Origin of the sequence: Micromonospora sp. NPDC005367, assembly GCF_040606825.1 — a bacterium.
In the GTDB taxonomy this organism is placed as follows: domain Bacteria; phylum Actinomycetota; class Actinomycetes; order Mycobacteriales; family Micromonosporaceae; genus Micromonospora.
Map to the genome: position 1 here is coordinate 85810 of NZ_JBEXFP010000020.1, position 21886 is coordinate 107695.

Sequence of the window (21886 nt, forward strand, 5' to 3'; positions counted from 1 at the left end):
GCCGGGCCGCGGTGGTGCTGGCCGGCCCGAGGGTCGGGTGCCTTCACGAGAAGGTCCGGCCCGACCGACCCGGCCGCGCGCCGGAAATGTCAGGCCGTCGCCCGCTTCGGGAGCTTCCACCCCGGGCGGGGGAAGTGGCAGGTGTAACCGTTGGGGTAGGTCTGCAGGTAGTTCTGGTGCTCGGGCTCAGCCTCCCAGAAGTCGCCTGCCGGGGTGACCTCGGTGACGACCTTGCCGGGCCACAGGCCCGAGGCGTCGACGTCGGCGATCGTGTCCTCGGCGACCCGCTTCTGCTCGTCGTTGGTGTAGAAGATCGCCGAGCGGTAGCTGACGCCGATGTCGTTGCCCTGGCGGTTCTTCGTCGACGGGTCGTGGATCTGGAAGAAGAACTCGAGCAGCGCGCGGAAGTCGGTCTTCTCGGTGTCGTAGATGACCTCGATGGACTCCGCGTGGGTGCCGTGGTTGCGGTACGTGGCGTTCGGGACGTCGCCGCCGCTGTAGCCGACGCGCGTGGACACGACGCCAGGCTGGTGGCGGAACAACTCCTCCATGCCCCAGAAACAGCCTCCGGCGAGGATCGCCTTCTCGGTGCTCACGTCGTCTCCTTACTTGTCGTCGGTGTCAGGGTTGGTGTCACTCGTGAACAGGGTGCGGTATTCGCCGTACCCTGCGTTCTCCAGGTCATCGAGGTGGATGAACCGCAACGACGCGGAGTTGATGCAGTACCGCAGTCCGCCCTTGTCGCGGGGACCGTCGTCGAAGATGTGACCGAGGTGACTGTCCCCGTGCATCGAACGGGCCTCAACCCGGATCATCCCGTGGCTCGAGTCCTCGCGCTCGACAACGTTCGTCCTGTCGATCGGCTTCGTGAAGCTCGGCCAGCCGGACCTGCTGTCGTACTTGTCGACCGATGCGAACAGCGGCTCGCCGGACACGACGTCGACGTAGATGCCGGGCTCGTGGTTGTCCCAGTAGGCGTTGGCGAACGGACGCTCGGTGCCGTCCTGCTGGGTGACCCGGTACTGCTCCGGGTCGAGCCGCGAGACCGCCTCCGGGCTCTTGTGGTACTGGGTGTGCTGGGACACAGCTCTCCCTTCCCGGCCTTTCGGCGCAAAGCTGAGGAACCAGGCGAGACGCACCTGGACACGCATACATACAGACGCCTTGCGGGCTGCTGATATTCCCGCAGACCGCATCTCTTATGGACCATCAAGTCCCGGGAATGTGCTCGGCGATGGCCGGATGAGCGCTGCTGTTACGGTGTACAGCCTGGGCCGCCTCGAATCCACAGTAGCATCCTCCTGATCTCCGGACTGGACTTGACCGACCAGTTAACGCGCGGCTAGTTTCGGGACGTCCGACTCGGTGCCTCCGCTGGCGACGAACTGCCCGCGTGCCCACCGGCGCCGAGTTCTAACGGACGTCGCGCCACCCGGGGAATCGGGTGCCGCCGACAAAGAACGCGAATCGGTGGGGAAGGACTAATTGGTATGAGTAAGAGTTTCGAGGGCCGTAAGGTCGTGGTCATCGGCGGCAGCAGCGGCATGGGCCTGGCCACGGCCCACCAGGTCGTCGCCGGGGGCGGCACCGCCGTGATCACGGGCCGTGACCGGAACAAGGTCGAGGCCGCGGTCGAGGCCTTGTCGCAGCACGGAAAGGCCTGGGGCATCACGGCCGAGCTGACCGACCGCGACCAGGTGCCCGAGCTCCGAAAGCAGCTCGCCGCCGAGCACGCCGACGCCACGCTGCTCGTCAACGCCGCGGGCTTCTTCATCCCCAAGCCGTTCAGCGAGTACGACGAAGCCTTCTACGACTCGTACAACGAGCTGAACCGTGCGCTGTTCTTCATCACGCAGACCGTAGTCGCGGGCATGGTCGCCGGGGGCCGGGGCGGCGCCATCGTCAACATCGGCTCGATGTGGGCACACCAGGGCATCGCGGCGACGCCGCACACCGGCTACTCGGTGCAGAAGGGCGGCCTGCACTCGTTCACCAAGGCCCTCGCGATCGAGCTCGCGCCGCACAGCATCCGGGTCAACGCGGTCGCGCCCGCGGTCGTGAAGACGCCCCTGTACCTGGGCTTCGTCCCGGCGGACAAGCTCGATGAGACCGTCGACAGCTTCGACAGCTTCCACCCGCTGGGGCGTGTCGGCAGCCCGCAGGACATCGCGAACGCGGTCTCGTTCCTGCTGTCGGACGAGGCGAGCTGGATGACCGGCGCAATCGTCGACGTCGACGGCGGCATCATGGCCGGCCGCAACTGACCTGAAGACGTGACGTCGGGATGGCGCCGGCGGGGCCTCGGCTCCGCCGGCGCCATCTCGACGACCTCGAGGGCCGCGCTCGTGCCCCGACACCCCGTGCCGCGACCGCTACCGGTCGACGTGCTGAGACACCGCGGGCCGTGCGCGGCGTGACGCTGATGCACGAGACCTGCACCTCGTGACAGTGCAGCCCAGGACCTGAATACAGGGAGGCGCCCGATGAAGGCGATCGTAGTGACGGACCAGACCGCCGGAACGGCAGGGATGGCGCTGGTGGAGCGGCCCGAGCCGACACCGGCGCTGAACGACGTCGTCGTCCAGGTCCACGCGTCGGGATTCACCCCGGGTGAGCTGACCTGGCCCTCGACCTGGGCTGACCGACTCGGCCGTGACCGGACGCCGTCGATCCCGGGGCACGAGTTGTCCGGAGTGGTCAGCGCGCTCGGCTACGGCACGACGGGGCTGTCGGTGGGACAGCGGGTGTTCGGCCTCACGGACTGGACTCGCGACGGCACTTTGGCGGAGTACGTGGCCGTCGAGGCGCGTAACCTCGCCCCGCTGCCCGGCGACGTCGACTTCACGGTGGGCGCGAGCCTGCCGATCTCGGGCCTGACCGCCTGGCAGGGTCTGTTCGAGCACGGCCGCCTCCAGGCGGGGCAGAGCGTCCTCGTGCACGGCGCGGCCGGCGGAGTCGGATCCCTGGTGACGCAGCTGGCACGCGAGGCCGGCGCCTACGTCATCGGTACCGGACGCGCTGCCGACCGTCAGGCGGCGCTCGACTTCGGCGCGCAGGAGTTCGTCGACCTCGAGAACGACGCCCTGGAGGAGGTCGGCGCTGTCGACCTGGTGTTCGACGTCATCGGCGGCGACATCGGGAAGCGGTCGGCGGACCTGACCCGGACCGGAGGAACGCTGGTGACCATCGCCGGGCCGCCAGAGGCGCGCCCCGTAGACGGCCTGGCGATCGACTTCGTCGTCGTGCCCGATCGCGCCCAACTCGGCGAGATCGTCCGGCGGGTGCGGGACGGGCGGCTGCGGACGGTCATCGGCAATGTCGCGACTCTCGACGACGCCGTCGCCGCCTTCAACCCGACCGAGCGGATCATGGGGAAGACGATCATCCGCGTTCGTCCGTGAGGACACGGCACCACACCACAGAGCACGAGAACGCCCCTCGCAGGAGCGAGACGTACGTCGACGGTCGGATCTTCACCTCCGGCCGACGAGCTGCCACTGGGCGAGCACGACTACAGCCACGATCCGGGAGTGATCCGATGACCAGCAACGAGAGCGCAGCCTCATGACCGACCCGAGCGGGCCGGTGGGCCACGCCGTCCAGCGCCCCGACGAGACCGTCACCCTCAGCGAGGACCAGGTCGTCCTCATCGACGAGGTGGTCGAGGCGTCGCCCCCCACCGCGTTCGACTTCCGGGTCGTCAACGACGAGAATCTCGGCACCTACGACGCCATCGTCGGGGACCGAGAGGTGGCCGGGGTGACCTACAGCGTCACCGGAGACAATCGACTCGTGCTGCTGGGCACCTCGGTGTTGCCCGAGTTTCGCAAGCAGGGCATCGCCACCGAACTGATCCGGCACGTCCTGGACGACGCGCGCACGCAAGGAAAGACGGTCACCATCCTGTGCCCGATCGTGCGCACCTTCATCGAGCACAACCCCGAGTACGCCGACCTCATCGACGCCAAGCACCCGGGAGTAACCCAGCGTCGCACCCATTCGTCCTGAACTCCCTATCAGCTCCTCGGCAGAAAGTGTGACAATGACGATCGATCTCGAGGCAGCCGCCCGGGAAGAGAACAACGCCGCGCTCATCGCCGCTTTGGACGAGACGAGTCCCAGCGAGGTGGAATCCAGCTGGGTGCTCGATGTCATCAACGACGCGGAGCACGGTCGCTGGATCGCCGCCCTCGGCGCCGAAGCGATCGCCGAACTCCAGTATCGGTTCGTGGGCGGCCGTGTCGTACTGCTGACGACCTGGGTCGACCCCGCCTACCGGCACAACCGGGTGGCCACGGAGCTCGTCGCCCGTGTGCTGAACGAGATCCGCGAGAGCGGGAAGAAGATCACCGTCATCTGCCCGGTCGTGGGTAGGTTCATCGCCCGCAACCCGGAATACCTCGATCTCATCGACAAGGTCCATCCCGGCGCTGGCGCCTATCCCCCGCCGAAGACCGCTGACGGTGGCGACGACGAGGAGCTCACCGCGTTCGAGAACGACGTGAGGTAGCCGTCCGGCGTTCAGGCGTCCGTCGGTCCGGGACCGGCAGCGCTGAGCGGAGACCAGCAACGGGGACCGGCGAGGACTGAGGCGGAGGAGTGTCTGGATGAAAGCGATCGTGGTGACGGACCGGTCCGCGGGAACGGCAGGGATGACGCTGGTGGAGCGGCCCGAGCCGGACGTGGCGATGCTCGCCAGTCTCGAGGGCGCCAACTACGGCGATGTCGTCGTTGAAGTTCATGCCTCGGGATTCACCGGCAACGAGCTGGAGTGGCCCTCGACCTGGGTCGATCGGCGCGGCCTCGACCGGACGCCGTCGATCCCCGGCCACGAGGTGGCCGGGGTGGTCAGCGCGCTCAGCTATGGCGCGACGGGGTTGTCGGTGGGGCAGCGGGTGTTCGGCCTTACCGAGTGGACTCGCGACGGCACGCTTGCGGAGTACGTCGTCGTCGAGGCGCGCAACCTTGCGCCGCTGCCCGGCGACATCGACTTCACGGTGGGCGCCGGCATCGCGATGGCAGGCCTGACCGCCTGGCAAGGACTGTTCGATCACGGCCGCCTCCGGGAGGGGCAGAGCGTACTGGTGCACGGCGCCGCCGGCGCCGTCGGTTCGATGGCGACGCAGCTCGCCCGTCACGCCGGCGCCCACGTCATCGGCACCGGGCGTGCCGGGGGCCGGCAGACCGCGGCCGACTTCGGCGCACACGAGTACGTCGATCTCGACAACGACACCCTCGAAGACGTCGGCGGCGTGGATCTGGTTTTCGACGTCATCGGCGGCGACATCCAGAAGCGGTCCGCACGTCTGGTTCGAGCCGGCGGAACGCTGGTGACCGTCACCGGGCCGCCGGAGGCGAGGCCGATGGACGGCCTGGCGATCGACTTCGTCGTCGTGTCCGACCGCGCCCAGCTGGAGGAGATCGCCCGGCTGGTCCGGGAGGGACGCCTGCGCACGAACATCGGAACCGTCGCGGCCCTCGACGACGCCGTCGCCGCCTTCAACCCGACCCAGCGGACCTGGGGGAAGACGGTCATCCGCGTTCGTCCGTGAGGACCCGGGGACGACGAGTCGCCCGGCCTGTCCCGCGGATCAGCGTGAACTGCGGGAACAGGCCGGGCGACTCGTACCGGATGAGCATTGACGAATGCCGTCGCGAACGGACACGTGACGGTGACGGTCTTTCCCTGCACGCGCAGCTCATCGAGGACGCCGCCGATGAGCCTGCCGGCCACTCCCCTGCCCCGGAACTCGGGGAACACCGACGTCGCCGAATATGACGCAGCCGCCGACCTTGCTGTAAACGAGCCCAGCGACTGTCCGGCCCCTACCGCGGCCTCGTAGATGCCGAGCGCGCCGTTGTCGGTGCTGACGAAGTCTCCCCGTCGGGCGCGTGGGCGTCCGACGGGTTCGTGTCGTGCAGATCCTTCTCGGCACCGGTCAACGTGATCATGTCTTCGGCGCTGCCCGCCATCTCGTGTTCGAGAAGGCTCGCCCGTCGCCTTGACGGCGCGGTAGGGCATGGCCTTCTCGAACACCCTCCCTGTTCAGGCAGTCGGCACCGGGAGGCTGAGAAGAAGCGATCCACGCAGGTCTACCAGGACCCGGCCGGCACTGCGCACCACGCGCATGACGACGTCCTCGCAGCCGGGACAGCGGGCGACGAGGCCGGGGGCTCGGTTGAATACGCGCATCGCGGCCAGCGGACGGGTCGTCCGGCACCCGGCGCAGGTGAGCTCGGCAACGGTGAGGTCGGTCCCCATGACCTCGCCGAGGGGCCCGGCGAGGGCGTTACCGTCCACCCAGGGCGCGTCGTCGGCTCCGATGTTGGTGGTCGACATGGTCATCCTCCAGTGGGTCCGAAACGTTCGGTGCGGATGTTCGCGGGATCGTGGCCGATGCCGACGAGGAGGTCGGCGACGGTCTCGACGAATCCGGTAGGCCCGCAGACGAACGCCACGGCGTCGGCATCGCGGGGCCAGGCGACACGGGCGAGGGCGTCCGCGTCCAGTCGTCCGGGTGGGACCGGCCAGCCGGGAGGCGCGACCCGGGTATAGACGTACGTGACGTCGAGGCGCCCATCGTCCGCGGCTCGGGCAGCTGCAAGCTCCTCGGTGTACAGCGCCTCGGACGGAGACCGGGTCGAGTAGAGCAGCCTGCTGGGATAGGTCGCCGCACGCACCATCGACATCAGCGGCGCCACGCCGGACCCGCCGCCGATCAGCAACGCCGGGCGCGGATCGGCAGGTCTGCGTACGAACCAACCGCCGAGCGGTCCACGGATCTCGAGTCGGTCACCCGGCTCCGCGACGTCGACGAGGTACGGCGAGACCTCGCCGTCGGTCACCGCCTGGACGGTCACCTCGAACCGGCCGGGCGCTGACGCAGACGAGATCGAGTAGCTGCGGTGGGCCGTGTAGCCGTCGGGAGCCGTCAACCGGAGGTCGATGTGCTGGCCCGGCGTGTGACCTGTCCAACCGTCGACGTCGAGGACCAGGGTCCGGGCCGTCGCGGTCTCCGCCCGGGTGGCGGCGACGGTCGCCGGCTGCCAGATCAGTCTGCCTGGTATCGCTGCTCGCGCCATGGGTCACCGTAGTTGTGGTAGCCGGCCGTCTCCCAGAACCCGGGTTCATCGTCGAGACGTAGTTCCAGAGCGCGCAGCCATTTCGCGCTCTTCCAGAAGTACAGGTGTGGGACGAGGAGACGAGCCGGCCCGCCGTGCACCGGAACCAGCGGCTCACCGTCGAACTCGTACGCCACCCAGGCCTGGCCGTCGAGCAGGTCCTCGATCGGGATGTTCGTGGTGTAGCCGCCGTAGGAGTGGGCCACGACGTACTCGGCCGCGGTCTCGACATCGGCCAGCAAGGTGTCCAGCGAGACGCCTCGCCAGCTCGTGCCGAACTTCGACCAGTGCGTGACGCAGTGGATGTCCACGGTCGGCTCGTCGGCGGGAAGGGCGGTGAAATCCGCCCATGACCACGTGCTGCGCTCGCCGGTCTCGGTGATTACAGCGAGCTCCCACTCGTCGAGGCTGATGCGCGGCGTCGGTCCCGCCGACAGCACCGGGAAGTCCTCCGTACGGTACTGGCCGGGCGGGAGGTTGGTGTCGTCGCGTCTGCGGCCGCCGAAGCCGCGTGTGATCAATGCCATGTACCTCTCCCCATGTGGCAGGGCGTCCGCGATCCCACTACCACCCGTGCTTCCACTCCGCCGGTGGAAGTCGATGTGGCGCCCGCCCATGACGTCATGGTCAGCGAGTGCCCCGGTGATGAGATTTCTGCGGTGGGAACGTTATCCCCCACGACCCTGCATGCGTCAACTGGACTACCGCGTCCAGCATAGGCTGGCATGGTGTCGGTGGGCAAACCTCGCCGGCCATCGGTGTCCTGAGCAGCAGCAGCGTCCCCCTCGGGATTGCGGTGCGCGCTATCGGCGAATACCCCTGCCGGGAAATCATAAGCGGACCGGTGAGTCCATGTTCGAGGCTCGCGCCCGACTATCGCGCAGGGCTTGGTCCGTGATCAGGCATCATCTTGACTCCACGACGGACCAACCAGGCGATTCCGGGCCATGCGACGACGAAACCAGCCGCCAGCCCGATTTGGATGAAGAACCAGAACACCGGGCTCGACGGATCCGTTGCCGGCTCCGAGCCACTGAAATGATGCGCGATCGCCAACCAGATGAACAGAGCTATCTCGAAGGCCGTCACACCGAGCAGATCGGCCTTGGCGACATTCACCACCGCGTCCCGCAGCCTTCGTCGGCCCCTGCGCACCGAGGTGAAATATCGGAACGTGACACCTACGACAAGCGCCCCTGAATAGTCACTGACGTAGTTGGCCCACAGCGTCTCACCCCCCACGCGGACGCCACTGAAAGATACCACCAGCTCACCGAGGATCACGCCGAGAACGCAGTGGGCGCCGCAGTGACAAAGCCCGGTCAGAATGGCTATCTGCCGTGGCCGTGTCCGCGGCCTGCCGTGTCGCTGCTGCCATCGCCGCGACTGCGGCCGCGCCCAACGGCGGTACGCCGCGACGCCGGCCGGGCCAAGGTAGACGCCGGTCACGGCCCAGACAAGGTCCAAGACCTTGATCGGCTGGCGGTACCCGAGGACGCGGGTGTCGACGACGATCAAGGCCGAGCTGGCCAGCCCCACACCGACCGCGATCCATGACAGCAGCTCCAGCAACGTGAGTTGCATCGCTGCCCCCTTCAGCTGCACGAGGTCACGACGTAGCGCCGGCGCGGGTGCGGGCGCGTGAGGCAAGCATGAAATGACGAAGCCACCCGGGGCCGGGTTTTCTGAGTTTTGCTCATGGGTCCGTTGTGGACGGCCCGGAGAGGCCGCCGGCTTCTGGTGCGCGACGCCGTCGCCCGCACCACCGGCATCCCGCGGTCCAGGTCATGACGCGCACCGCCTGGCGGAATACGCACCTGTTCAGCGATGCGGCGCCCCGGCGATCTCCGTACTCGTCGTCCGGGCGTTCCGGGGCTCGATGGGGATGGGCCTGATCAGGTCCAGGCGAAGGTGGGGCGGGCTCGACGGCCCGCCGGTCTCAGCCGACGGCCTTCGCCCGCGCCGACTCGGCTGCAGCGCGATCGGAGTAGCCGGGGTGCCGGGCGTCGATCAGATCGGCATAGGCGGTCGTTCGCGAGAGGTAGTCGACCACGAACGGGCAGATCGCGGTGATCGTGCCCTCGCGGGCGCGGATCTCGTCGAGTACTCGCCCCACCATCGCGCCCGCCACGCCCTGGTGTTGATGACTCGACTCGACTTCGGTGTGCCGGAGGGCGTACCGGTTGGGCTTCAGGTGGGTGTAGTAGAGCCAGCCGACCAGTTCGCCGTCACGGTAGAGCTCGAAGCGGCCGCGTTCGAGGCTGTCCATCAGCTCCTCGGCCACCGGCGCCTGCTCCTCGCTGCTCATCGGCCCACCCTTCCAACATCTAGTTACGCTGCGCGATCGGACAACCTCGCTTAGGACCCTGAAGTCCAAGTATGACATGCGGCTGCCGGCAGTACGCGGATCGATTACCACAACAGTGGACCAGATAGTCCGTTATTGCGCTCACGTGGCGCGCCCGGCGAACACCGGCCCGGGACGAGCGACGCGAGGGACGGCTCACCGCGGGCTGTCGAACCCAGACCCCGCAGAGATCCGTGACGCGAAGTGTGGCCCAGATCATGAACAGTACGGTCCATTCTCCGCCTCAGGACGAGCAACACCGGGCTGGGCCTTCAATGGCACCGACCCCATCCCGCTGCAGCTTAGGCGCGACGGAGGTGATGGGCTCCGGCGGCCGAGGGGCCTGACAGCGAGCGGCGAATTGGACGATCTAGTCCCTCGTGGCTAGCCTGCGGGAGCAACAACCAGTGTTTTTCTCGACGTCAGGAGAGTTCGATGGGCCCTATCTCCTCCTCCGGTGGGGACGTTGCCGACGGCCAGCCGGTCAGCGCGGTCGACATGGTCGCCGCACTGACCGCCGCAGAGTTCGTGTTCGAAGACGGGGCGACGCAATCGTTCACAACGGATGGGCGAACGACCTACGTCGAGAGGGGCAGACCGTCGGCTGGTGAGTGGTCCGTCACGGGTGACGGGACCTTCGCCTCATTCTGGCCGCCGACGTACCGGGCGACGTACACGGTCCGGTGGATCGCCGAGGACGGAGTGCGGCTGGGCGTCAGCTTCACGGACACCCGGAGCGGCGTCCGCTACGACGGCCGGTACCGGTGACTGGACAGGATTCGAGTCGCGGCCGGGACCGCCGCTGGCGTTCGCATTCGGCAACTTCCTGGTGCCGTTGCAGATCGGCGCCTCAGATGTGGCGTTTCCCCACCTGAACGCGCTCGCCTACTGGATGCACCTCTCGCCGGGCTGTTGGTTCTCGGCTGGTTCGTCCGGCCGGGCGGCGCCGCCGACTTCGGGTGGACCGCGTACGTCCCGCTCAGCCAGGTGTTCACCTCGGCGATGTTCATCACCGCGCTGCTGGCAATCATGGTCTTCCCGCTGCTGTCCGCAGCACCCGGCGAACCGCGACGGCGCGCTCCGCGCCTGGTGCACGGCCGACCTGGCGCGGAGCGTAGACCAAGTTCGGCTCACCCTGTACCGCCTTCCCCAAAAGATTCCTGAGGTTCTTTCGCACAACTAACGTGAGTGCCACCCCTTCCAATCAGGTCGGCGGACGCGGACAGGCCAGGGGACCTGGATGCGTCAAAACGGAGGCAGCATGGACAACTGGTTCATCACAGAGTCGGTGTCACGCAGTGCAGAATCCGAAACGGACCGGCGAAGGCTCGCCGCCCTGGTAGATCCAGGGGTGTGCAGGGCCGACCCGGCGGGCGGTGGCTCACCGAGCGACGCGGCCATCCTCAACTTCGCACTCAATCTCGAATATCTCGAAGCCGAGTTCTATCTCCGTGCCACGACGGGATCCGGGCTTCCTGACGAGATGACTACCGGTACCGGGGAACGCGGCGAGGTGTCCGGCGGAGGATCAGTCAACTTCAGCAGCAAGTTCGTGCAGCGGTTTGCGAAGGAGATCGCCTCCGACGAGATGCAGCATGTGGCGTTTCTGCGATCCGCGCTCGGCAACGCCGCTGTCGCTCGTCCCGCGATCTCGCTGGACACGAGCTTCACTGCGGCGGCGACCGCCGCCGGCCTGATCAAGCAGGGCGAAAGCTTCGACCCGTACGCCAACGACCTCAACTTCCTGTTCGCGGCGTTCCTCTTCGAAGACGTCGGAGTCTCGGCCTTCAAAGGATCCGCGTCACTGTTGTCGAACAAGACGTACCTTGATGCGGCAGCCGGCCTGCTGGCGACCGAGGCTTACCACGCAGGGATCGTACGATCCGCGCTCTACAGCGTCGGACTCACCGACGACACAGTATTCGACTCGGTGCAAAAGCTCTCCGACGCCCGAAACAGTCTTGATGGCCCGGCGGATGACGACCAGGGTGTCGGCACGGCGGCGGACCCGAACTTCATCCCCACGGATGAGAACGGGATGTGCTACGGCCGATCGGCCCAGTCCGTCTTGAACATCGTGTACTTGAGCCCCACGCCGGCGGCCTCCGGTGGCTTCTACCCGGCCGGCCTGAACGGCGAAGTCGTGATGAGCGCCGGGGCGGCCTGAGCCCAGGGCTGTTGCATAGGCGTTTGAGGGATGTCTGAGCAGGGAGCTTGAGCGGGTCGAGAGCCAGGTCGAGATTTCGACACGTCAGCAACGACTCGCTCACGCTCGCCTTCCCGACCGCCACCTTCATTTTCCACGTAGCACCGCACCAAGGACCTGACCCGCATCAACCCGTCCTTCGGTCAGGACGCATGAGATCACCGCAATGGCGGCTGCGGTACCTACCAGCTCGCACCGTGCGACGGTCACCGAAGGCGGCCATCGGACCTCTATGGGTAGGTTTCTGGTCACTATTTGTGCGGCTGAACGCCGGTGGCGCCGTGCGCGAATCGCCGTGATGGCGAGCGCGGTTGCGCGGGTACATCCTTGATGCCCCGGCACGATTGGTTCAACGATTTATCCGTGCCCTTCATCACTCGAACAATGCGAGCTCCAAGCGTGGTTGCAACCGCACCTGTCGTGTTAGCTTCAGCAGCGGATGATTGGCCATGATGGGCACACTCTCGCCGAATCGTCCGTCAGATCCATTCGGCAGAAAAGCAGGAGCTTGTTCATGAGCATCGACCTGGGCGACGTGAAGTCCGATCCCCGATACACCCGGAGGGGCGGAATACACGTACCGGCGAACACCGGAGAAACCAAGTGGTTCTCCGGTGACGTGTACACCGTCCGGTTGGGGGCGGCCGCCACCAACGGATCCATCGGTATCGTGGAGGCCAGCGTTCCGCCCGGGAGCGGCCCGGTCGCGCACACACACGCCGATCAGGACGAAACATTCTATCTCCTCTCCGGAGAGCTGGAGTTCCTGGATGGCGATCGAATTTTCACTGCCAGTGCGGGCGACATCGTATTCATTCCGCGAACCATCCGCCACCGCTTCAAGAACGTCGGCCTACACACCGCGAAAATGCTTTTCCTGTACACGCCCGGCGGCGCGGAGAACCTTTTCCTAGACGGCGGCGACGAGCCGGAGCCGGGTGTTGCAGTGCAGGCCTGGGGGCCGGAGCGATTCGACGAGCGAATCCTGGGGTTGTTCCGTAAGCACGGTGTGGAGGCGCTTCCCGAGGACTGGTGAACCGTCCCGTCGAACAACTCTCTTTGGCACTTGCTCCTCACGGCGCTGATGGGATCGTGGGGGCGGCGGTTGGCGCGTCGGTGGCGCGGGCGATGTTCCCAGCTCACGGCACCCGCGCACCAACTACCCAATCATCCTGGGCCTCAGGCTGCGGCAACAGCATCGTGGGAAGAACCGGGGTGAGAAAGCGCCCGCCGCCCGTCGGGCCGAGCGGTCTTCGGCATCCTGCATGCGGTCGACCGCGCGGTCACCGCCAATATTCCGGTGACGCCGGTAATCATCTCCGCGACACTGGCCGACGTGGAAGAAGTCGAGGTCGTCGTCGCCCATCGCGAGCGCGCGACGCTCCGCGTCGGCGACGTGTTCCTGAAGGTCGACGCTGATCAGACCCGCACCGAGTTCGAGGTCCAGGCGATGGCGTTGGCGCCGATCGCCACTCCGGAGATCCTCTGGCGCAATCCGCCCGTACTCGCGCTCGCTGCTCTCCCAGGAAAGGCGCTGGGCCGCCTCGGCGAGCCGTCGACCGCATCGTCGGCGGCGTGGGCCGCGGCCGGCGCCGCCGTGCGGAAGCTGCACGACGCGCCGCTGCCGCCATGGCGCAGTCGCTGCCTCGACGGGTTGGCATTGCGCCTCGACGTTGAGTGCAAATGGCTCGTCACCAACGGCGCCCTCCCCGCTGACCTGGTCACCCGCAACCGGCAGGTCGCCGAGGCCGCGATGAGGCCGTGGACTCCGGTGTTCATGCACGGCGACCTGCAGATCGCGCACGTGTTCGTCGAGGACGACGAGATCACCGGCGTGCTCGACTGGTCGGAGGCGGGCCAGGGCGACGCCCTCTACGACCTCGCCTGCTTGACGCTCGGGCACGAGGAGCACCTCGGCGACGTCGTTGCCGGCTACGGAACCGACGTCGACCTGGACGTGATCCGCGCGTGGTGGTCGTTGCGAAGCCTGCTGGCGGTCCGCTGGCTGGCGGAGCACGGCTTCGACCCCGCCGCGCCCGGCTGCGAGATCGACGTGTTGAGATCCCGGATGTGAAACCCCGACCCGGGTTCCCGGAGCGTTCTGCGCGTGTCGCGGTGCCGTCCGATCCGGCCGTGCCGATCGGTCTGCCCGTTGTCCAGCGCCGTCGGGGCACTCGCTCGTGGGCGGCCCGATCGTCCGATTTAGGTGGCCCGCTTCAGGGTCAGACCGCCCGTACGGGCCGCCGGGCGTCGAGCTCGACGGCCCTCGTCGTCAGGTCGTTATGATCAGCTTTCCGCGCCTGGGCCCGGTTCGGCGTTCGAACTCGGTGAGCGCGGGGATCGCCTCGCCGAGCGGCACGATGCCGGCGATCGGCATCCGCAAGGCCCCCTTCTCGGCGGCCCGGACGACTTGTTCGAGGTCGGCGGGGACGGCCTTGGTGACCAGCACCTCGTACGGTCCGGGCAGGGCTGCCCGGGCGAATTTGGCGGGTGCGGGGTGGATGTCGACGATGTGACCGCCGGGCTTCACCAACGTCTTCGCCGACGTGAGCGGCAGCTTGCCGGAGGCGTCGAGGACGACGTCGAACCGCCCCGCGAGTTTCGCCGGGTCGAAATCGAACTCGACGATAGGGGAGATGCCGAGGTCGTGTGCCTCCTGGGCGGCGGTACCGCGGCAGCTGCCGCCGACGGAGGCGCCCATCATCAGGGCGAGCTGGACGGCGGACCGGCCGACCCCGCCGAGAGCCCCGGCGACGAAGACGAACTGGCCGGCCTTCAGCTTGCCCTTGTTGACCAACGCCTGGTACGCGGTGACCGCGGGCGTCGGGAGCGCGGCGGCCTCTTCCCAGGAGATGTTCGCCGGCTTCTTCGCGACACCTTTCTCCTCGGCGACGACCATCTCGGCGAAAGCCCCCGCCCCCTTGATGCTCGCCCCGCCGAGAACCTCGTCGCCGACGCGGACCCGGGTGACGCCTTCGCCGACCGCCTCCACGACGCCGGAGAAGTCGTGCCCGAGGGCGCGCGGGAACTTCCGTCCGGTCACCATCTTCAGCCTGCCTCGGCGGATACCCGCGTCCATTGGGTTCACCGCCGCCGCCCGCACGCGGACCAGGACCTCACCCTTGCCTGGCAGTGCTGGCTCGAAGTCCTCGAGCCGCATGACCTCGGGGCCACCGTACTCGTGATATTGGATGCGCTTCATGGTGCCGCCCTCCCCATTCTGATGCCTCTCAGAGGCATAACCATAGCACCCCGATGTCACCGAGTGACATCAGCGTGGGTGGGTGACGACGTTCCCGAGTCTCCGTACCTGCCAACGGAAAGCCGTCTTTGCTGTTCACGGCCCGACCGTCGGGCGCTGACCCGCTGGCCGCAGGAAGCACAGACGCGGGCCTTGCGACGTCGCTGAGGGGCGTCAGGCGGGATGGCGTCAGCGCGGGACGTAGAGCGCGCGCAGCTCCGCGAGGGTCTCGGCGATGATCAGCGACAGGGATCGCGACTCGCCGTCGGCCAGCCACTGCGCGAACGCCAGCGTGAAGACGATGGCGGCGGACTCGGCCGCCAGCATGGCCGCGAGGTCGCTGACCCCCCGGTCCCGCAGGGCTTCACCGAGGCGTCCGGCCAGGTCGGCGTACTTCTGGCGCTGACGCTCCCGCAACGCCGGCTCCGCGTCGATGATCGCCTGGTTGGCCCGCGCCCGCTCCCGTGGCACGTTCACGAACAGGTCGGCCGCGCGGGCCAGGGCCAGACCCACCAGGCCCATCGGCGACTCACCCTCCGGTGCCTGCTCGACCCCGGCAACCAGGGCGGCCTCGAGCTCCGACTGCCCGGAGAACAACACGTCCCGCTTGTCGGGAAAATGCCGGAAGAACGTACGCCGATTCAGCCCGACGGCTTCCGCGATCTCCGCCGCCGTGGTCCGCTCGAACCCCTGCCGCGCGATCAGCTCAAGCGCCGCGCTCTGCAGCCGCGCCTGTGCCCCGGGTTCCCAACGCGCCATGATCCCCTGTCCGCCTCAGCAGTGACGCCATCCAGAGACATCGTACGTCCCCCGGCGCCGAGCTCAGGCCCGGCGGCCGGCAGCGATCGTCCAGCCAGGGGCGACTGGGCGGCAGCCACCACCGTGCCGGCTGGAAGGTGGTTGGTGCACCGCCGGCGCTGCTCACGGCCGGGGGCGGGATCCCGAGCTCGGCCGGATGCCCCGGTCAGCGCACGCCCGCCCCCGCGCTCGTCGTCAGCTGCGGCGGAGGTCGGTGTAGAAGGTGCTCGGGTCGGCGGCCAGCGACGCCTTGACGTGGGCGCTCCACTCGTCGGCGATGACCTCCAGCTTGTCGGCCTCGATGCCGTCGAGAGCGGCACGGACGACATCGGCGGGGTCGGCCTTGTCTCCGTCGTAGCTGGCCATCATCTCGGTGTCGGCGGCACCCAGATGCAGGCCGGTCACCAGGGTGCCCTGGCCGGCCAGTTCGAGTCGGATGCCGTTGGTGAGGCTCCAGGCGGCCGCCTTCGCGGTGCCGTAGGCGTTGGCCCCGTCGTGCGAGAACCACGACGCCGCGGACAGGACGTTGAGGATGGCGCCGCCGCCGTTGCCTGCGAGTACCGGAGCGAAGGCCCGCACCATGCTGAGCGTTCCGTAGAAGTTGGTGTCCATTTCCAACCGGACGTTGGCCAGGTCGCCGGTGACCAGGTTGGTCCAGGTGGCGATCCCAGCGTTGTTGATCAGTAGGGTGACATCGGAGGCGATCCCCGCCACGGCAGCGACCTGCTCCGGATCGGTGATGTCGAGCCGGACGGCCTCCACGCCGGGGATATCGATCAGCTCCGGGTTGCGGGCCGTCGCGTAGACCTTCGCCGCGCCGCGTTCGAGCAGTTGTTGCGTGAAGTGCCGGCCGATGCCCCGGTTCGCGCCGGTGACCAGCGCGACCGCACCGTTGATCTTCATGTCTTGCCTCCAGGCAGGAAGGGTGGTCCGTTCGCGAGCTACGCTAAAACCTGACGTTGACGTGAGAGGCAAGAGCTGTGGTCGGGGTCACCGGCGGGAGAGGAGCCATGCCCATGCGGATCGGTGAACTGGCCGCGAGGACGGGCGTGTCGGTGCGGGCGTTGCGTTACTACGAGGAGCAGCAGTTGCTCACCTCGATGCGCAGCAGCGGCGGGCAACGCCACTACCCGGACGACGCCGCCGACCGGGTGCATTTGATTCAGACGCTCTACGCCGCCGGCCTGTCCAGCAGGACGATCCTCGACCTGTTGCCCTGCGTCGACGCGAAGGTCAACACCCCGGCGTCCCGCGCCCTGCTACGCGCCGAACGGGACCGCATCGACCAGCGCATCTCCGAACTCGTCGCGGCCAGGGAGCGACTCGACGCGGTCATCACGTCCAGCGAAAGCCCGGCGAGCGGGTGCACCCGCGTGGGTCTCGCATCGGCGTAATGCGTGAATCGATCCTGAGGCGGCAGTCTCAAGATGGCGGTCGCCCGGTTGCGTCACGGAAGCTCACTCCCCCAGCATGCGCACCGCGGTCGAAGACACCGCGGCCAGTTCGGGCAGAGCAGGCAGAAACACCGTGGGGACATCCAGCGACTGGTTCATCGCGGCGAGCTGGTACTCGGTCCGAAGGTCGGTGGTGTTACGCACGCCGCGGACGATCACTCCTACCTGATGACGACGGCAGTAGGTGGAGGTCAACCCACTCCAGGCCGCAACGGTGACCGAGGTCCAGTCGACCGGCAGGATGGCGCGAACAGCTTCCGCTCGCTGCTCTTCGTCCGCGCCCGGATGCTTGTCGCTGTTGACCGCGACGAGCACGACCACTTCGTCGAAGAGGTCGCGTGCCCGTTCGACCACGTTCAAGTGCCCGGCGGTGAAGGGATCAAAGCTGCCGGGGTAGACGGCTCGCACGCGTACCCGACCGGAGGCACGTGCTGTCGAACCTGGCTCTGCCGACCCGCGGACGTGGGCGGAGTGCTGGTCCTCGGGGTTCAGAGCCATCGTTGTGCCGCCTCGACGCTGTCCCCGCCACTGGTGTTGAACGCGATGGCGGCCTGTGGCGCGTGGCGGCGGATCAGGTTCACCACCTGTTCGAAGAGCGGAAGCAGTTGCTCGGCCTTACGGATCCCGCCGCCGACGACGACGACGTCCCAGGGCCGGCTGGTCAATGATGCGATGAGAGTGGACTCGGCGGATTCGTCGAACACGATCAGCGTCATCGCCGCGTCGATGCCGTGCGCAGCGAACCGGGCCAGCTCCGCATCGAGCGCCGCCCGAAGTGCGTCCGCGTCGATGCCAGGTATTGCTTGTGGGTCGTAACCGACGACGAGTGCAGCAGGCATGCGGCCAACCTACCGAGCCCCGCCCAGCCATGATCCGCCGGACAGCTCCGAGCTGAGGCGCTTGCACGACGCATCCCGAGCCGTCATGCCGCGCTGATCCGAATGCTGGTCAGTTCGGGGTCAGCACGATCCTCCCGAAGACCTCGCCGGCGTCCATCTTCTGGTGCGCCGTCACGGCGTGCTTCAACGGCAGCACCTCGTGCACCACGGTCTGGAGCTCGCCGCGATGTGCGGCGGCGAACTGTTCCATCCGCACGGCGCGTCGAGCGGGCTCGGCTACCGTCGCGGCGCTGAAGGTGGCGAAGGACATCGACTTCTTGAACGCGGCCATCAACCTCGTGCCGAAGTCTGCCGGCGGCTGGCCCCCGACCGCGCCGACGACCACGAGCCGGCCGTTGGAGTTGAGCCTGTCGAAGAACGAAGGCATGCCTTGACCTGCCACCACGTCGATGATCACGTCGTAGCCCGCAGGATCGTCCGGCCCTCCATCTCCGGAGCGGTCCAGCACGTGGGTCGCACCGAGCTCGCGCAGCCGACGGCCACGTTCCGGGGAGGAGGTGGTGACCGCCACGGCGCTGGCACCACCTCGCGCCGCGAGTTGGACCGCCATGATCCCGATGCTGCCGGCCGCGCCGCGGACCAGCACGGTCTCCCCCGGGGAGAAACGAGCGTGGGAGAGACCGAAGTGGGCGACGACCCCGGCGCTGCCGAGCGTTACGGCGTCGACGGCGGAAAGACCCGCCGGGAGGGCGACGACCTCCGCGACCGGTGCAATGGCCTGCTCGGCGTAGCCGCCGCCCGTGCCGGTGAATGCCCACACCCGCTGCCCGAGCCATCCGGAGTCGACGCCGTCGCCCAGCGCCGTCACCGTACCCGCGACCTCGCCGCCTGGGATGTGTCCCGGCCGAAAGCCGTAGGCGGCGAGAGCGCCGCTTCGGATCATGACGTCGACGCCCGCGACTCCGATCGCCTCGGTGGCGATCAGCACCTGCCCGGGAGCGGGAGCCGGGCCAGGGATGTCGATAAGAGCAAGCCCTTCGGGGCGGCCGAATTCTTCAATCGTGACTGCCTTCACCGTGGTCCCTTTTCCTGAGCTGGATCCGAGCCGCTGTGAGGCGACCCTGCCTGTCCGGGAACGGTAGCGGACGCCGGCGTCCGTTTAGCTATAGTGAGAGAGTGGCCGACGATTTGCCTCACAAGCTGCGCTCGGACGCCCTGGACAATCGCGAGCGCATCCTCGACGCGGCTCGGGCGGTATTCGCCGCCGAAGGCATGGACGTGCCGATGCGCGAAATAGCCCGGCGCGCCGGCGTCGGACCCGCCACCCTGTACCGCCGCTTTCCCACGAAGCAGGCGCTGGCCGCCGAGGCCTTCACCGAGCAGATGCATGCGTGCCGCACCATCGCCGAGGAGGAGCTCGCCGACCCGGATCCGTGGCGCGGCTTCTGCCGCGTGATCGAGCGGCTCTGTGAGCTGCAGGCACGGAACCGCGGAATCACCACGGCGTTCACCTCGACCTTCCCCCACGCCATCGACCTCGCCGCGGAACGCGAGCGCACACTCGGCTCGCTCGCCGAGCTCGCGCGCCGCGCCAAGGACACCGGCCAGCTGCGGCCCGACTTCGTCCTGGACGATCTCATCCTCGTGCTCATGGCGAACGGCGGCCTGCATGCCGCATCGGCAGACGCCCGGATTGCTGCCTCCCGCCGCTTCGCCGCGCTCGCGATCCGGGCGTTCCGCGCTTGATCGGCACTCACCGCGTACCCCGTGGCCCGGACGGGTTTCGCGCACGTGCAGGAAAGAAGCGGCGTGGGGGTGTTCCCCATTCAGGTTCCTGATGGCAGGACCGAAGGCAGCAGTGCAGGTCGGCTCTGATATCGGCTGACCTCTTGGCACAAGATCGTGTTTCGGCCAATGCCAAAGACCAGCCGCAGCCGACCAAGGACGCGGCGGTGCGGCCCGGTCAGGCCGCACCGCCCTACTTTCTCGGTGCTGTCACCGCAGCGAGGACGCCTCCGGCAGACCGTCGTCGGACCATCGCGCGGCGATCACCGCGGTCCAGCTCGCCGGGCTGTCCGCGACCCAGGTCTCCTGGGCCCGGGCCTGTCCGGTCGTGGGGTCGACGATCAGGCGGGTCTGCCCCTCGCCGAAGTCGCCTTGACGGGTGACTGTCACTGCCACGCCCGGCCGGCCGAGCTGATCGGTCACCTGGCCCAGCGACGTCACCGAGGGCATCGCGGCGAGCATCCGGTACGCCGCCGCGCGCACCTGCGGGGACACCGGCAGGTCGAGCACGAGGGCGGCGCCGGCGTGGAACAGAAACTCGTCGCGTCCCTCAGTGGCGTCGGTGTCGACGTACCAGGCGAGCAGCGTGTCCTTGAGCTTCTCAGGGGTGGCCGGCAGTGTGGCCAGTTCCCGCGCGGTACGGGGCGTCCCGGCGAGGAGGAAGTTGTCCTCCGCGGTGTGGCCCTGCAGCGGGCGGGAGGTCCACGAGCCACCGTCCGCATTCCGGAGGTACGCGGCCGAGGGCAGTCCCGGGGCGACGGCCCGCCACAGCTCGCCCTGCGCGCGCCGGGCGCCTTCGCCGTGCTCGGCCCGTACCACCCAGTAGCGGCCTGCGGTGGCGGGTGCGGACTCGTTGTGTTCGGCGGCGACCAGCAGCAGGCCGCCGGCGTCGGCGATCGGGGCGGCCGCCGAAGCCGCCGGCTGAGCCGGGCGCGTCCCGGGGCCGGACGCGCTGTTCAGCAGGATGGCGCCGACCGCGGCGAACGCCACCACAGGCACCGCGCCCGCGATCACGAGCGGGCGCACCGGCCGGCCCGCGGTGCGGGTGGTGGATTCCGGCCGGGGATGGGCCATGATCAGCGCGGGGTCCGCCTGGCCGGTGGGATCGAGGCTACGCGGGCGGGCATCGGCCAGCGCCTGCAAGGTGTCACGGTGACTCATCGGGCGTACTCCTGATCGGGAATGCGGATGGGGCGGTGACGGTCCGCGGTGGCAGCGTCCGAGATGGCCTGTTCCAGGCGTTTGCGGGCCCGGTGCAGGCGTACGAAGAAGGTTGCGGTCGAGCAGCCGACGACGCGGGCGGCGGCCTTGGCGGACAGGCCCTGCCAGGCCGTCAGCGTCAGCGCTTCCCGGTCGTCCTCGCCGAGGCGCGCGAGCGCGGCCAGCATCGCCGCACGTTCGGCGACGCTGTCGGCGATGTCGGCGTCCGCCTCGGCGACCCACGCTCGTAGCTCGGTGGCGAGGCTCGCCTGGCGGATGTCGTCGCGGTAGCGTTCGCGTATCGCGTTGCGGGCCACGCCCAGCAGCCACGGCAGTGGTGCGGCAGGTATGGCGTCCAACCTGCGCCAGGCCACCAGGAAGGTGTCCCCGACCACGTCGTCGGCGAGCTTGCGTCCCGCCCGGCTCACCGCGTACGCGTATACCCGACTGTGGTGCGCCTGGTAGAGGGCGGTGAACCGCTCGTTTGCTTCGGCATGCGTCACTGGCTCCTTCTCCTTAGTGAAGGTGTCGCGTCACCAGGTAATGCGTCCGACGGGCCGATTCTTACCGACGCTTCCTTTTCTTCGCTGAGCGAGCCGGGTGCGCGTGCCTGCGGCACAGGCCGGCTGCCGACGTTCGGGAGGTTGCGCCAAACCTCGGTTACACCGATCAAGTCCGTTGATGGTCGTGCCCAGCGCGGCGTGTTCCGACGGTGGGTGCTGCTCCCCCAGCAGCAGTTTGATCAGGGTGTGGAGGAACAGGGCGCGGTGGGTACGGGCGTGCCCGAGCCCACCAGTCGGCGCAGGCCACCTGCCTATTCGCCGGCATCTGGCACCCAACACGCACGGGCCGGTCGACGCCGAAGCGCCGGCCGGCCCGTGCCCGTGCGGTGCG

General features: G+C 68.3%; 26 protein-coding genes and 2 pseudogenes. 12 read left to right on the forward strand and 16 right to left on the reverse strand.

The genetic code is table 11. From position 1 onward, the window contains the following. Window positions 1-89: 89 nt before the first annotated feature. Together msrA and msrB are read right to left on the reverse strand one after the other, a co-directional pair. Window positions 90-596 carry a peptide-methionine (S)-S-oxide reductase MsrA gene (gene msrA / locus ABZS42_RS16565; protein WP_355146038.1) on the reverse strand — a complete coding sequence of 169 codons (507 nt, stop codon included), beginning with the start codon at window positions 594-596 and terminating at the stop codon, window positions 90-92. 9 nt (window positions 597-605) lie between these two features. Next, complete coding sequence (gene msrB / locus ABZS42_RS16570; protein ID WP_355146040.1) at window positions 606-1085, reverse strand: peptide-methionine (R)-S-oxide reductase MsrB; 480 nt, start codon at window positions 1083-1085, stop codon at window positions 606-608. A 405-nt stretch (window positions 1086-1490) separates the two neighbouring features. On the opposite strand from msrB, the gene ABZS42_RS16575 reads away from it, so the two are divergent. From ABZS42_RS16575 to ABZS42_RS16595, 5 genes are all read left to right on the forward strand, one after another. Continuing rightward, window positions 1491-2264 (forward strand): SDR family oxidoreductase, encoded by a 774-nt coding sequence (locus ABZS42_RS16575; RefSeq protein WP_355146042.1) that lies wholly within the window; start codon window positions 1491-1493, stop codon window positions 2262-2264. Between the two features lie 219 nt (window positions 2265-2483). Further along, on the forward strand, window positions 2484-3401 hold the full coding sequence (locus ABZS42_RS16580; protein ID WP_355146044.1) for an NADP-dependent oxidoreductase: 918 nt from the start codon (window positions 2484-2486) through the stop codon (window positions 3399-3401). A 163-nt stretch (window positions 3402-3564) separates the two neighbouring features. Continuing rightward, window positions 3565-4008 carry a GNAT family N-acetyltransferase gene (locus tag ABZS42_RS16585; RefSeq protein WP_355146046.1) on the forward strand — a complete coding sequence of 148 codons (444 nt, stop codon included), beginning with the start codon at window positions 3565-3567 and terminating at the stop codon, window positions 4006-4008. Window positions 4009-4042: 34 nt separating this feature from the next. Continuing rightward, window positions 4043-4510, forward strand: a complete 468-nt coding sequence (locus ABZS42_RS16590; RefSeq protein ID WP_355146048.1) for a GNAT family N-acetyltransferase — start codon at window positions 4043-4045, stop codon at window positions 4508-4510. Between the two features lie 97 nt (window positions 4511-4607). Further along, window positions 4608-5552 (forward strand): NADP-dependent oxidoreductase, encoded by a 945-nt coding sequence (locus ABZS42_RS16595; protein ID WP_355146050.1) that lies wholly within the window; start codon window positions 4608-4610, stop codon window positions 5550-5552. A gap of 89 nt (window positions 5553-5641) precedes the next feature. Here the strand turns inward: ABZS42_RS16595 and ABZS42_RS16600 are convergent. The 6 genes and pseudogenes from ABZS42_RS16600 to ABZS42_RS16625 all read right to left on the reverse strand — a co-directional run. Next, window positions 5642-6022 (reverse strand): annotated as a pseudogene (locus tag ABZS42_RS16600) (N-acetyltransferase); the annotation flags it as partial. Window positions 6023-6046: 24 nt separating this feature from the next. Next, complete coding sequence (locus tag ABZS42_RS16605; protein WP_355146052.1) at window positions 6047-6340, reverse strand: DUF6510 family protein; 294 nt, start codon at window positions 6338-6340, stop codon at window positions 6047-6049. 2 nt (window positions 6341-6342) lie between these two features. Beyond that, entirely contained in the window at window positions 6343-7083 is a 741-nt protein-coding gene (locus ABZS42_RS16610) for an FAD-binding oxidoreductase (protein ID WP_355146054.1), read from the reverse strand. Next, window positions 7053-7649, reverse strand: coding sequence for a sulfite oxidase-like oxidoreductase (locus tag ABZS42_RS16615; protein WP_355146056.1), 597 nt, complete (start codon window positions 7647-7649; stop codon window positions 7053-7055). The genes ABZS42_RS16610 and ABZS42_RS16615 overlap by 31 nt, the downstream gene beginning before the upstream one ends. Before the next feature lie 346 nt (window positions 7650-7995). Continuing rightward, window positions 7996-8706, reverse strand: coding sequence for a DUF4396 domain-containing protein (locus ABZS42_RS16620; protein WP_355146058.1), 711 nt, complete (start codon window positions 8704-8706; stop codon window positions 7996-7998). 355 nt (window positions 8707-9061) lie between these two features. Beyond that, a complete protein-coding gene (locus tag ABZS42_RS16625; protein WP_355146059.1) occupies window positions 9062-9430 on the reverse strand; it encodes a GNAT family N-acetyltransferase in 369 nt (122 codons plus the stop codon). A gap of 537 nt (window positions 9431-9967) precedes the next feature. Between ABZS42_RS16625 and ABZS42_RS16630 the strand changes: the two genes are divergently transcribed. From ABZS42_RS16630 to ABZS42_RS16650, 5 genes and pseudogenes are all read left to right on the forward strand, one after another. Further along, window positions 9968-10237, forward strand: coding sequence for a hypothetical protein (locus ABZS42_RS16630; RefSeq protein ID WP_355146060.1), 270 nt, complete (start codon window positions 9968-9970; stop codon window positions 10235-10237). Between the two features lie 31 nt (window positions 10238-10268). Then, window positions 10269-10525: pseudogene (locus ABZS42_RS16635) on the forward strand (cbb3-type cytochrome c oxidase subunit I); the annotation flags it as partial. A 205-nt stretch (window positions 10526-10730) separates the two neighbouring features. Next, window positions 10731-11636 carry a ferritin-like domain-containing protein gene (locus ABZS42_RS16640; RefSeq protein ID WP_355146061.1) on the forward strand — a complete coding sequence of 302 codons (906 nt, stop codon included), beginning with the start codon at window positions 10731-10733 and terminating at the stop codon, window positions 11634-11636. Window positions 11637-12189: 553 nt separating this feature from the next. Next, on the forward strand, window positions 12190-12711 hold the full coding sequence (locus ABZS42_RS16645) for a cupin domain-containing protein (RefSeq protein WP_355146062.1): 522 nt from the start codon (window positions 12190-12192) through the stop codon (window positions 12709-12711). 264 nt (window positions 12712-12975) lie between these two features. Then, window positions 12976-13749, forward strand: coding sequence for a phosphotransferase (locus tag ABZS42_RS16650; protein WP_355146063.1), 774 nt, complete (start codon window positions 12976-12978; stop codon window positions 13747-13749). Window positions 13750-13947: 198 nt separating this feature from the next. On the opposite strand, the gene ABZS42_RS16655 is transcribed toward ABZS42_RS16650, so the two are convergent. From ABZS42_RS16655 to ABZS42_RS16665, 3 genes are all read right to left on the reverse strand, one after another. Then, window positions 13948-14877, reverse strand: a complete 930-nt coding sequence (locus ABZS42_RS16655) for an NADP-dependent oxidoreductase (RefSeq protein ID WP_355146065.1) — start codon at window positions 14875-14877, stop codon at window positions 13948-13950. A gap of 228 nt (window positions 14878-15105) precedes the next feature. Continuing rightward, complete coding sequence (locus ABZS42_RS16660) at window positions 15106-15675, reverse strand: TetR family transcriptional regulator (protein WP_355146067.1); 570 nt, start codon at window positions 15673-15675, stop codon at window positions 15106-15108. 234 nt (window positions 15676-15909) lie between these two features. Then, window positions 15910-16617 carry an SDR family oxidoreductase gene (locus ABZS42_RS16665; protein WP_355146069.1) on the reverse strand — a complete coding sequence of 236 codons (708 nt, stop codon included), beginning with the start codon at window positions 16615-16617 and terminating at the stop codon, window positions 15910-15912. A gap of 113 nt (window positions 16618-16730) precedes the next feature. On the opposite strand from ABZS42_RS16665, the gene ABZS42_RS16670 reads away from it, so the two are divergent. After that, window positions 16731-17108, forward strand: a complete 378-nt coding sequence (locus ABZS42_RS16670) for a MerR family transcriptional regulator (RefSeq protein ID WP_355146093.1) — start codon at window positions 16731-16733, stop codon at window positions 17106-17108. 63 nt (window positions 17109-17171) lie between these two features. Here the strand turns inward: ABZS42_RS16670 and coaD are convergent, their stop codons facing one another. The 3 genes from coaD to ABZS42_RS16685 form a co-directional block, all read right to left on the reverse strand. Then, window positions 17172-17576, reverse strand: coding sequence for a pantetheine-phosphate adenylyltransferase (coaD, locus tag ABZS42_RS16675; protein ID WP_355146071.1), 405 nt, complete (start codon window positions 17574-17576; stop codon window positions 17172-17174). Between the two features lie 80 nt (window positions 17577-17656). Continuing rightward, window positions 17657-18007 (reverse strand): hypothetical protein, encoded by a 351-nt coding sequence (locus ABZS42_RS16680; RefSeq protein ID WP_355146073.1) that lies wholly within the window; start codon window positions 18005-18007, stop codon window positions 17657-17659. A gap of 109 nt (window positions 18008-18116) precedes the next feature. After that, a complete protein-coding gene (locus ABZS42_RS16685) occupies window positions 18117-19082 on the reverse strand; it encodes a zinc-dependent alcohol dehydrogenase family protein (protein ID WP_355146075.1) in 966 nt (321 codons plus the stop codon). Between the two features lie 101 nt (window positions 19083-19183). Between ABZS42_RS16685 and ABZS42_RS16690 the strand changes: the two genes are divergently transcribed. Next, window positions 19184-19753: a helix-turn-helix domain-containing protein gene (locus ABZS42_RS16690; RefSeq protein WP_355146077.1), complete on the forward strand. Its 570-nt coding sequence runs from the start codon at window positions 19184-19186 to the stop codon at window positions 19751-19753. A 249-nt stretch (window positions 19754-20002) separates the two neighbouring features. On the opposite strand, the gene ABZS42_RS16695 is transcribed toward ABZS42_RS16690, so the two are convergent. Continuing rightward, on the reverse strand, window positions 20003-20953 hold the full coding sequence (locus tag ABZS42_RS16695) for a CU044_5270 family protein (protein ID WP_355146079.1): 951 nt from the start codon (window positions 20951-20953) through the stop codon (window positions 20003-20005). Then, on the reverse strand, window positions 20950-21495 hold the full coding sequence (locus ABZS42_RS16700) for an RNA polymerase sigma factor (RefSeq protein ID WP_355146081.1): 546 nt from the start codon (window positions 21493-21495) through the stop codon (window positions 20950-20952). The genes ABZS42_RS16695 and ABZS42_RS16700 overlap by 4 nt, the downstream gene beginning before the upstream one ends. Window positions 21496-21886: the final 391 nt, after the last annotated feature.

Bases quoted from the DNA above. Each gene is read 5' to 3' on its own strand.
- ABZS42_RS16615 (WP_355146056.1), bottom strand. From the start codon at position 7,649: ATGGCATTGATCACACGCGGCTTCGGCGGCCGCAGACGCGACGACACC.
- ABZS42_RS16695 (WP_355146079.1), bottom strand. From the start codon at position 20,953: ATGAGTCACCGTGACACCTTGCAGGCGCTGGCCGATGCCCGCCCGCGT.
- ABZS42_RS16620 (WP_355146058.1), bottom strand. From the start codon at position 8,706: ATGCAACTCACGTTGCTGGAGCTGCTGTCATGGATCGCGGTCGGTGTG.
- ABZS42_RS16575 (WP_355146042.1), top strand. From the start codon at position 1,491: ATGAGTAAGAGTTTCGAGGGCCGTAAGGTCGTGGTCATCGGCGGCAGC.
- ABZS42_RS16610 (WP_355146054.1), bottom strand. From the start codon at position 7,083: ATGGCGCGAGCAGCGATACCAGGCAGACTGATCTGGCAGCCGGCGACC.
- ABZS42_RS16670 (WP_355146093.1), top strand. From the start codon at position 16,731: ATGCGGATCGGTGAACTGGCCGCGAGGACGGGCGTGTCGGTGCGGGCG.
- ABZS42_RS16660 (WP_355146067.1), bottom strand. From the start codon at position 15,675: ATGGCGCGTTGGGAACCCGGGGCACAGGCGCGGCTGCAGAGCGCGGCG.
- ABZS42_RS16595 (WP_355146050.1), top strand. From the start codon at position 4,608: ATGAAAGCGATCGTGGTGACGGACCGGTCCGCGGGAACGGCAGGGATG.
- ABZS42_RS16680 (WP_355146073.1), bottom strand. From the start codon at position 18,007: ATGCCTGCTGCACTCGTCGTCGGTTACGACCCACAAGCAATACCTGGC.
- ABZS42_RS16590 (WP_355146048.1), top strand. From the start codon at position 4,043: ATGACGATCGATCTCGAGGCAGCCGCCCGGGAAGAGAACAACGCCGCG.
- ABZS42_RS16640 (WP_355146061.1), top strand. From the start codon at position 10,731: ATGGACAACTGGTTCATCACAGAGTCGGTGTCACGCAGTGCAGAATCC.
- ABZS42_RS16665 (WP_355146069.1), bottom strand. From the start codon at position 16,617: ATGAAGATCAACGGTGCGGTCGCGCTGGTCACCGGCGCGAACCGGGGC.
- ABZS42_RS16585 (WP_355146046.1), top strand. From the start codon at position 3,565: ATGACCGACCCGAGCGGGCCGGTGGGCCACGCCGTCCAGCGCCCCGAC.
- ABZS42_RS16580 (WP_355146044.1), top strand. From the start codon at position 2,484: ATGAAGGCGATCGTAGTGACGGACCAGACCGCCGGAACGGCAGGGATG.
- ABZS42_RS16630 (WP_355146060.1), top strand. From the start codon at position 9,968: ATGGTCGCCGCACTGACCGCCGCAGAGTTCGTGTTCGAAGACGGGGCG.
- ABZS42_RS16605 (WP_355146052.1), bottom strand. From the start codon at position 6,340: ATGTCGACCACCAACATCGGAGCCGACGACGCGCCCTGGGTGGACGGT.
- ABZS42_RS16655 (WP_355146065.1), bottom strand. From the start codon at position 14,877: ATGAAGCGCATCCAATATCACGAGTACGGTGGCCCCGAGGTCATGCGG.
- ABZS42_RS16625 (WP_355146059.1), bottom strand. From the start codon at position 9,430: ATGAGCAGCGAGGAGCAGGCGCCGGTGGCCGAGGAGCTGATGGACAGC.
- ABZS42_RS16645 (WP_355146062.1), top strand. From the start codon at position 12,190: ATGAGCATCGACCTGGGCGACGTGAAGTCCGATCCCCGATACACCCGG.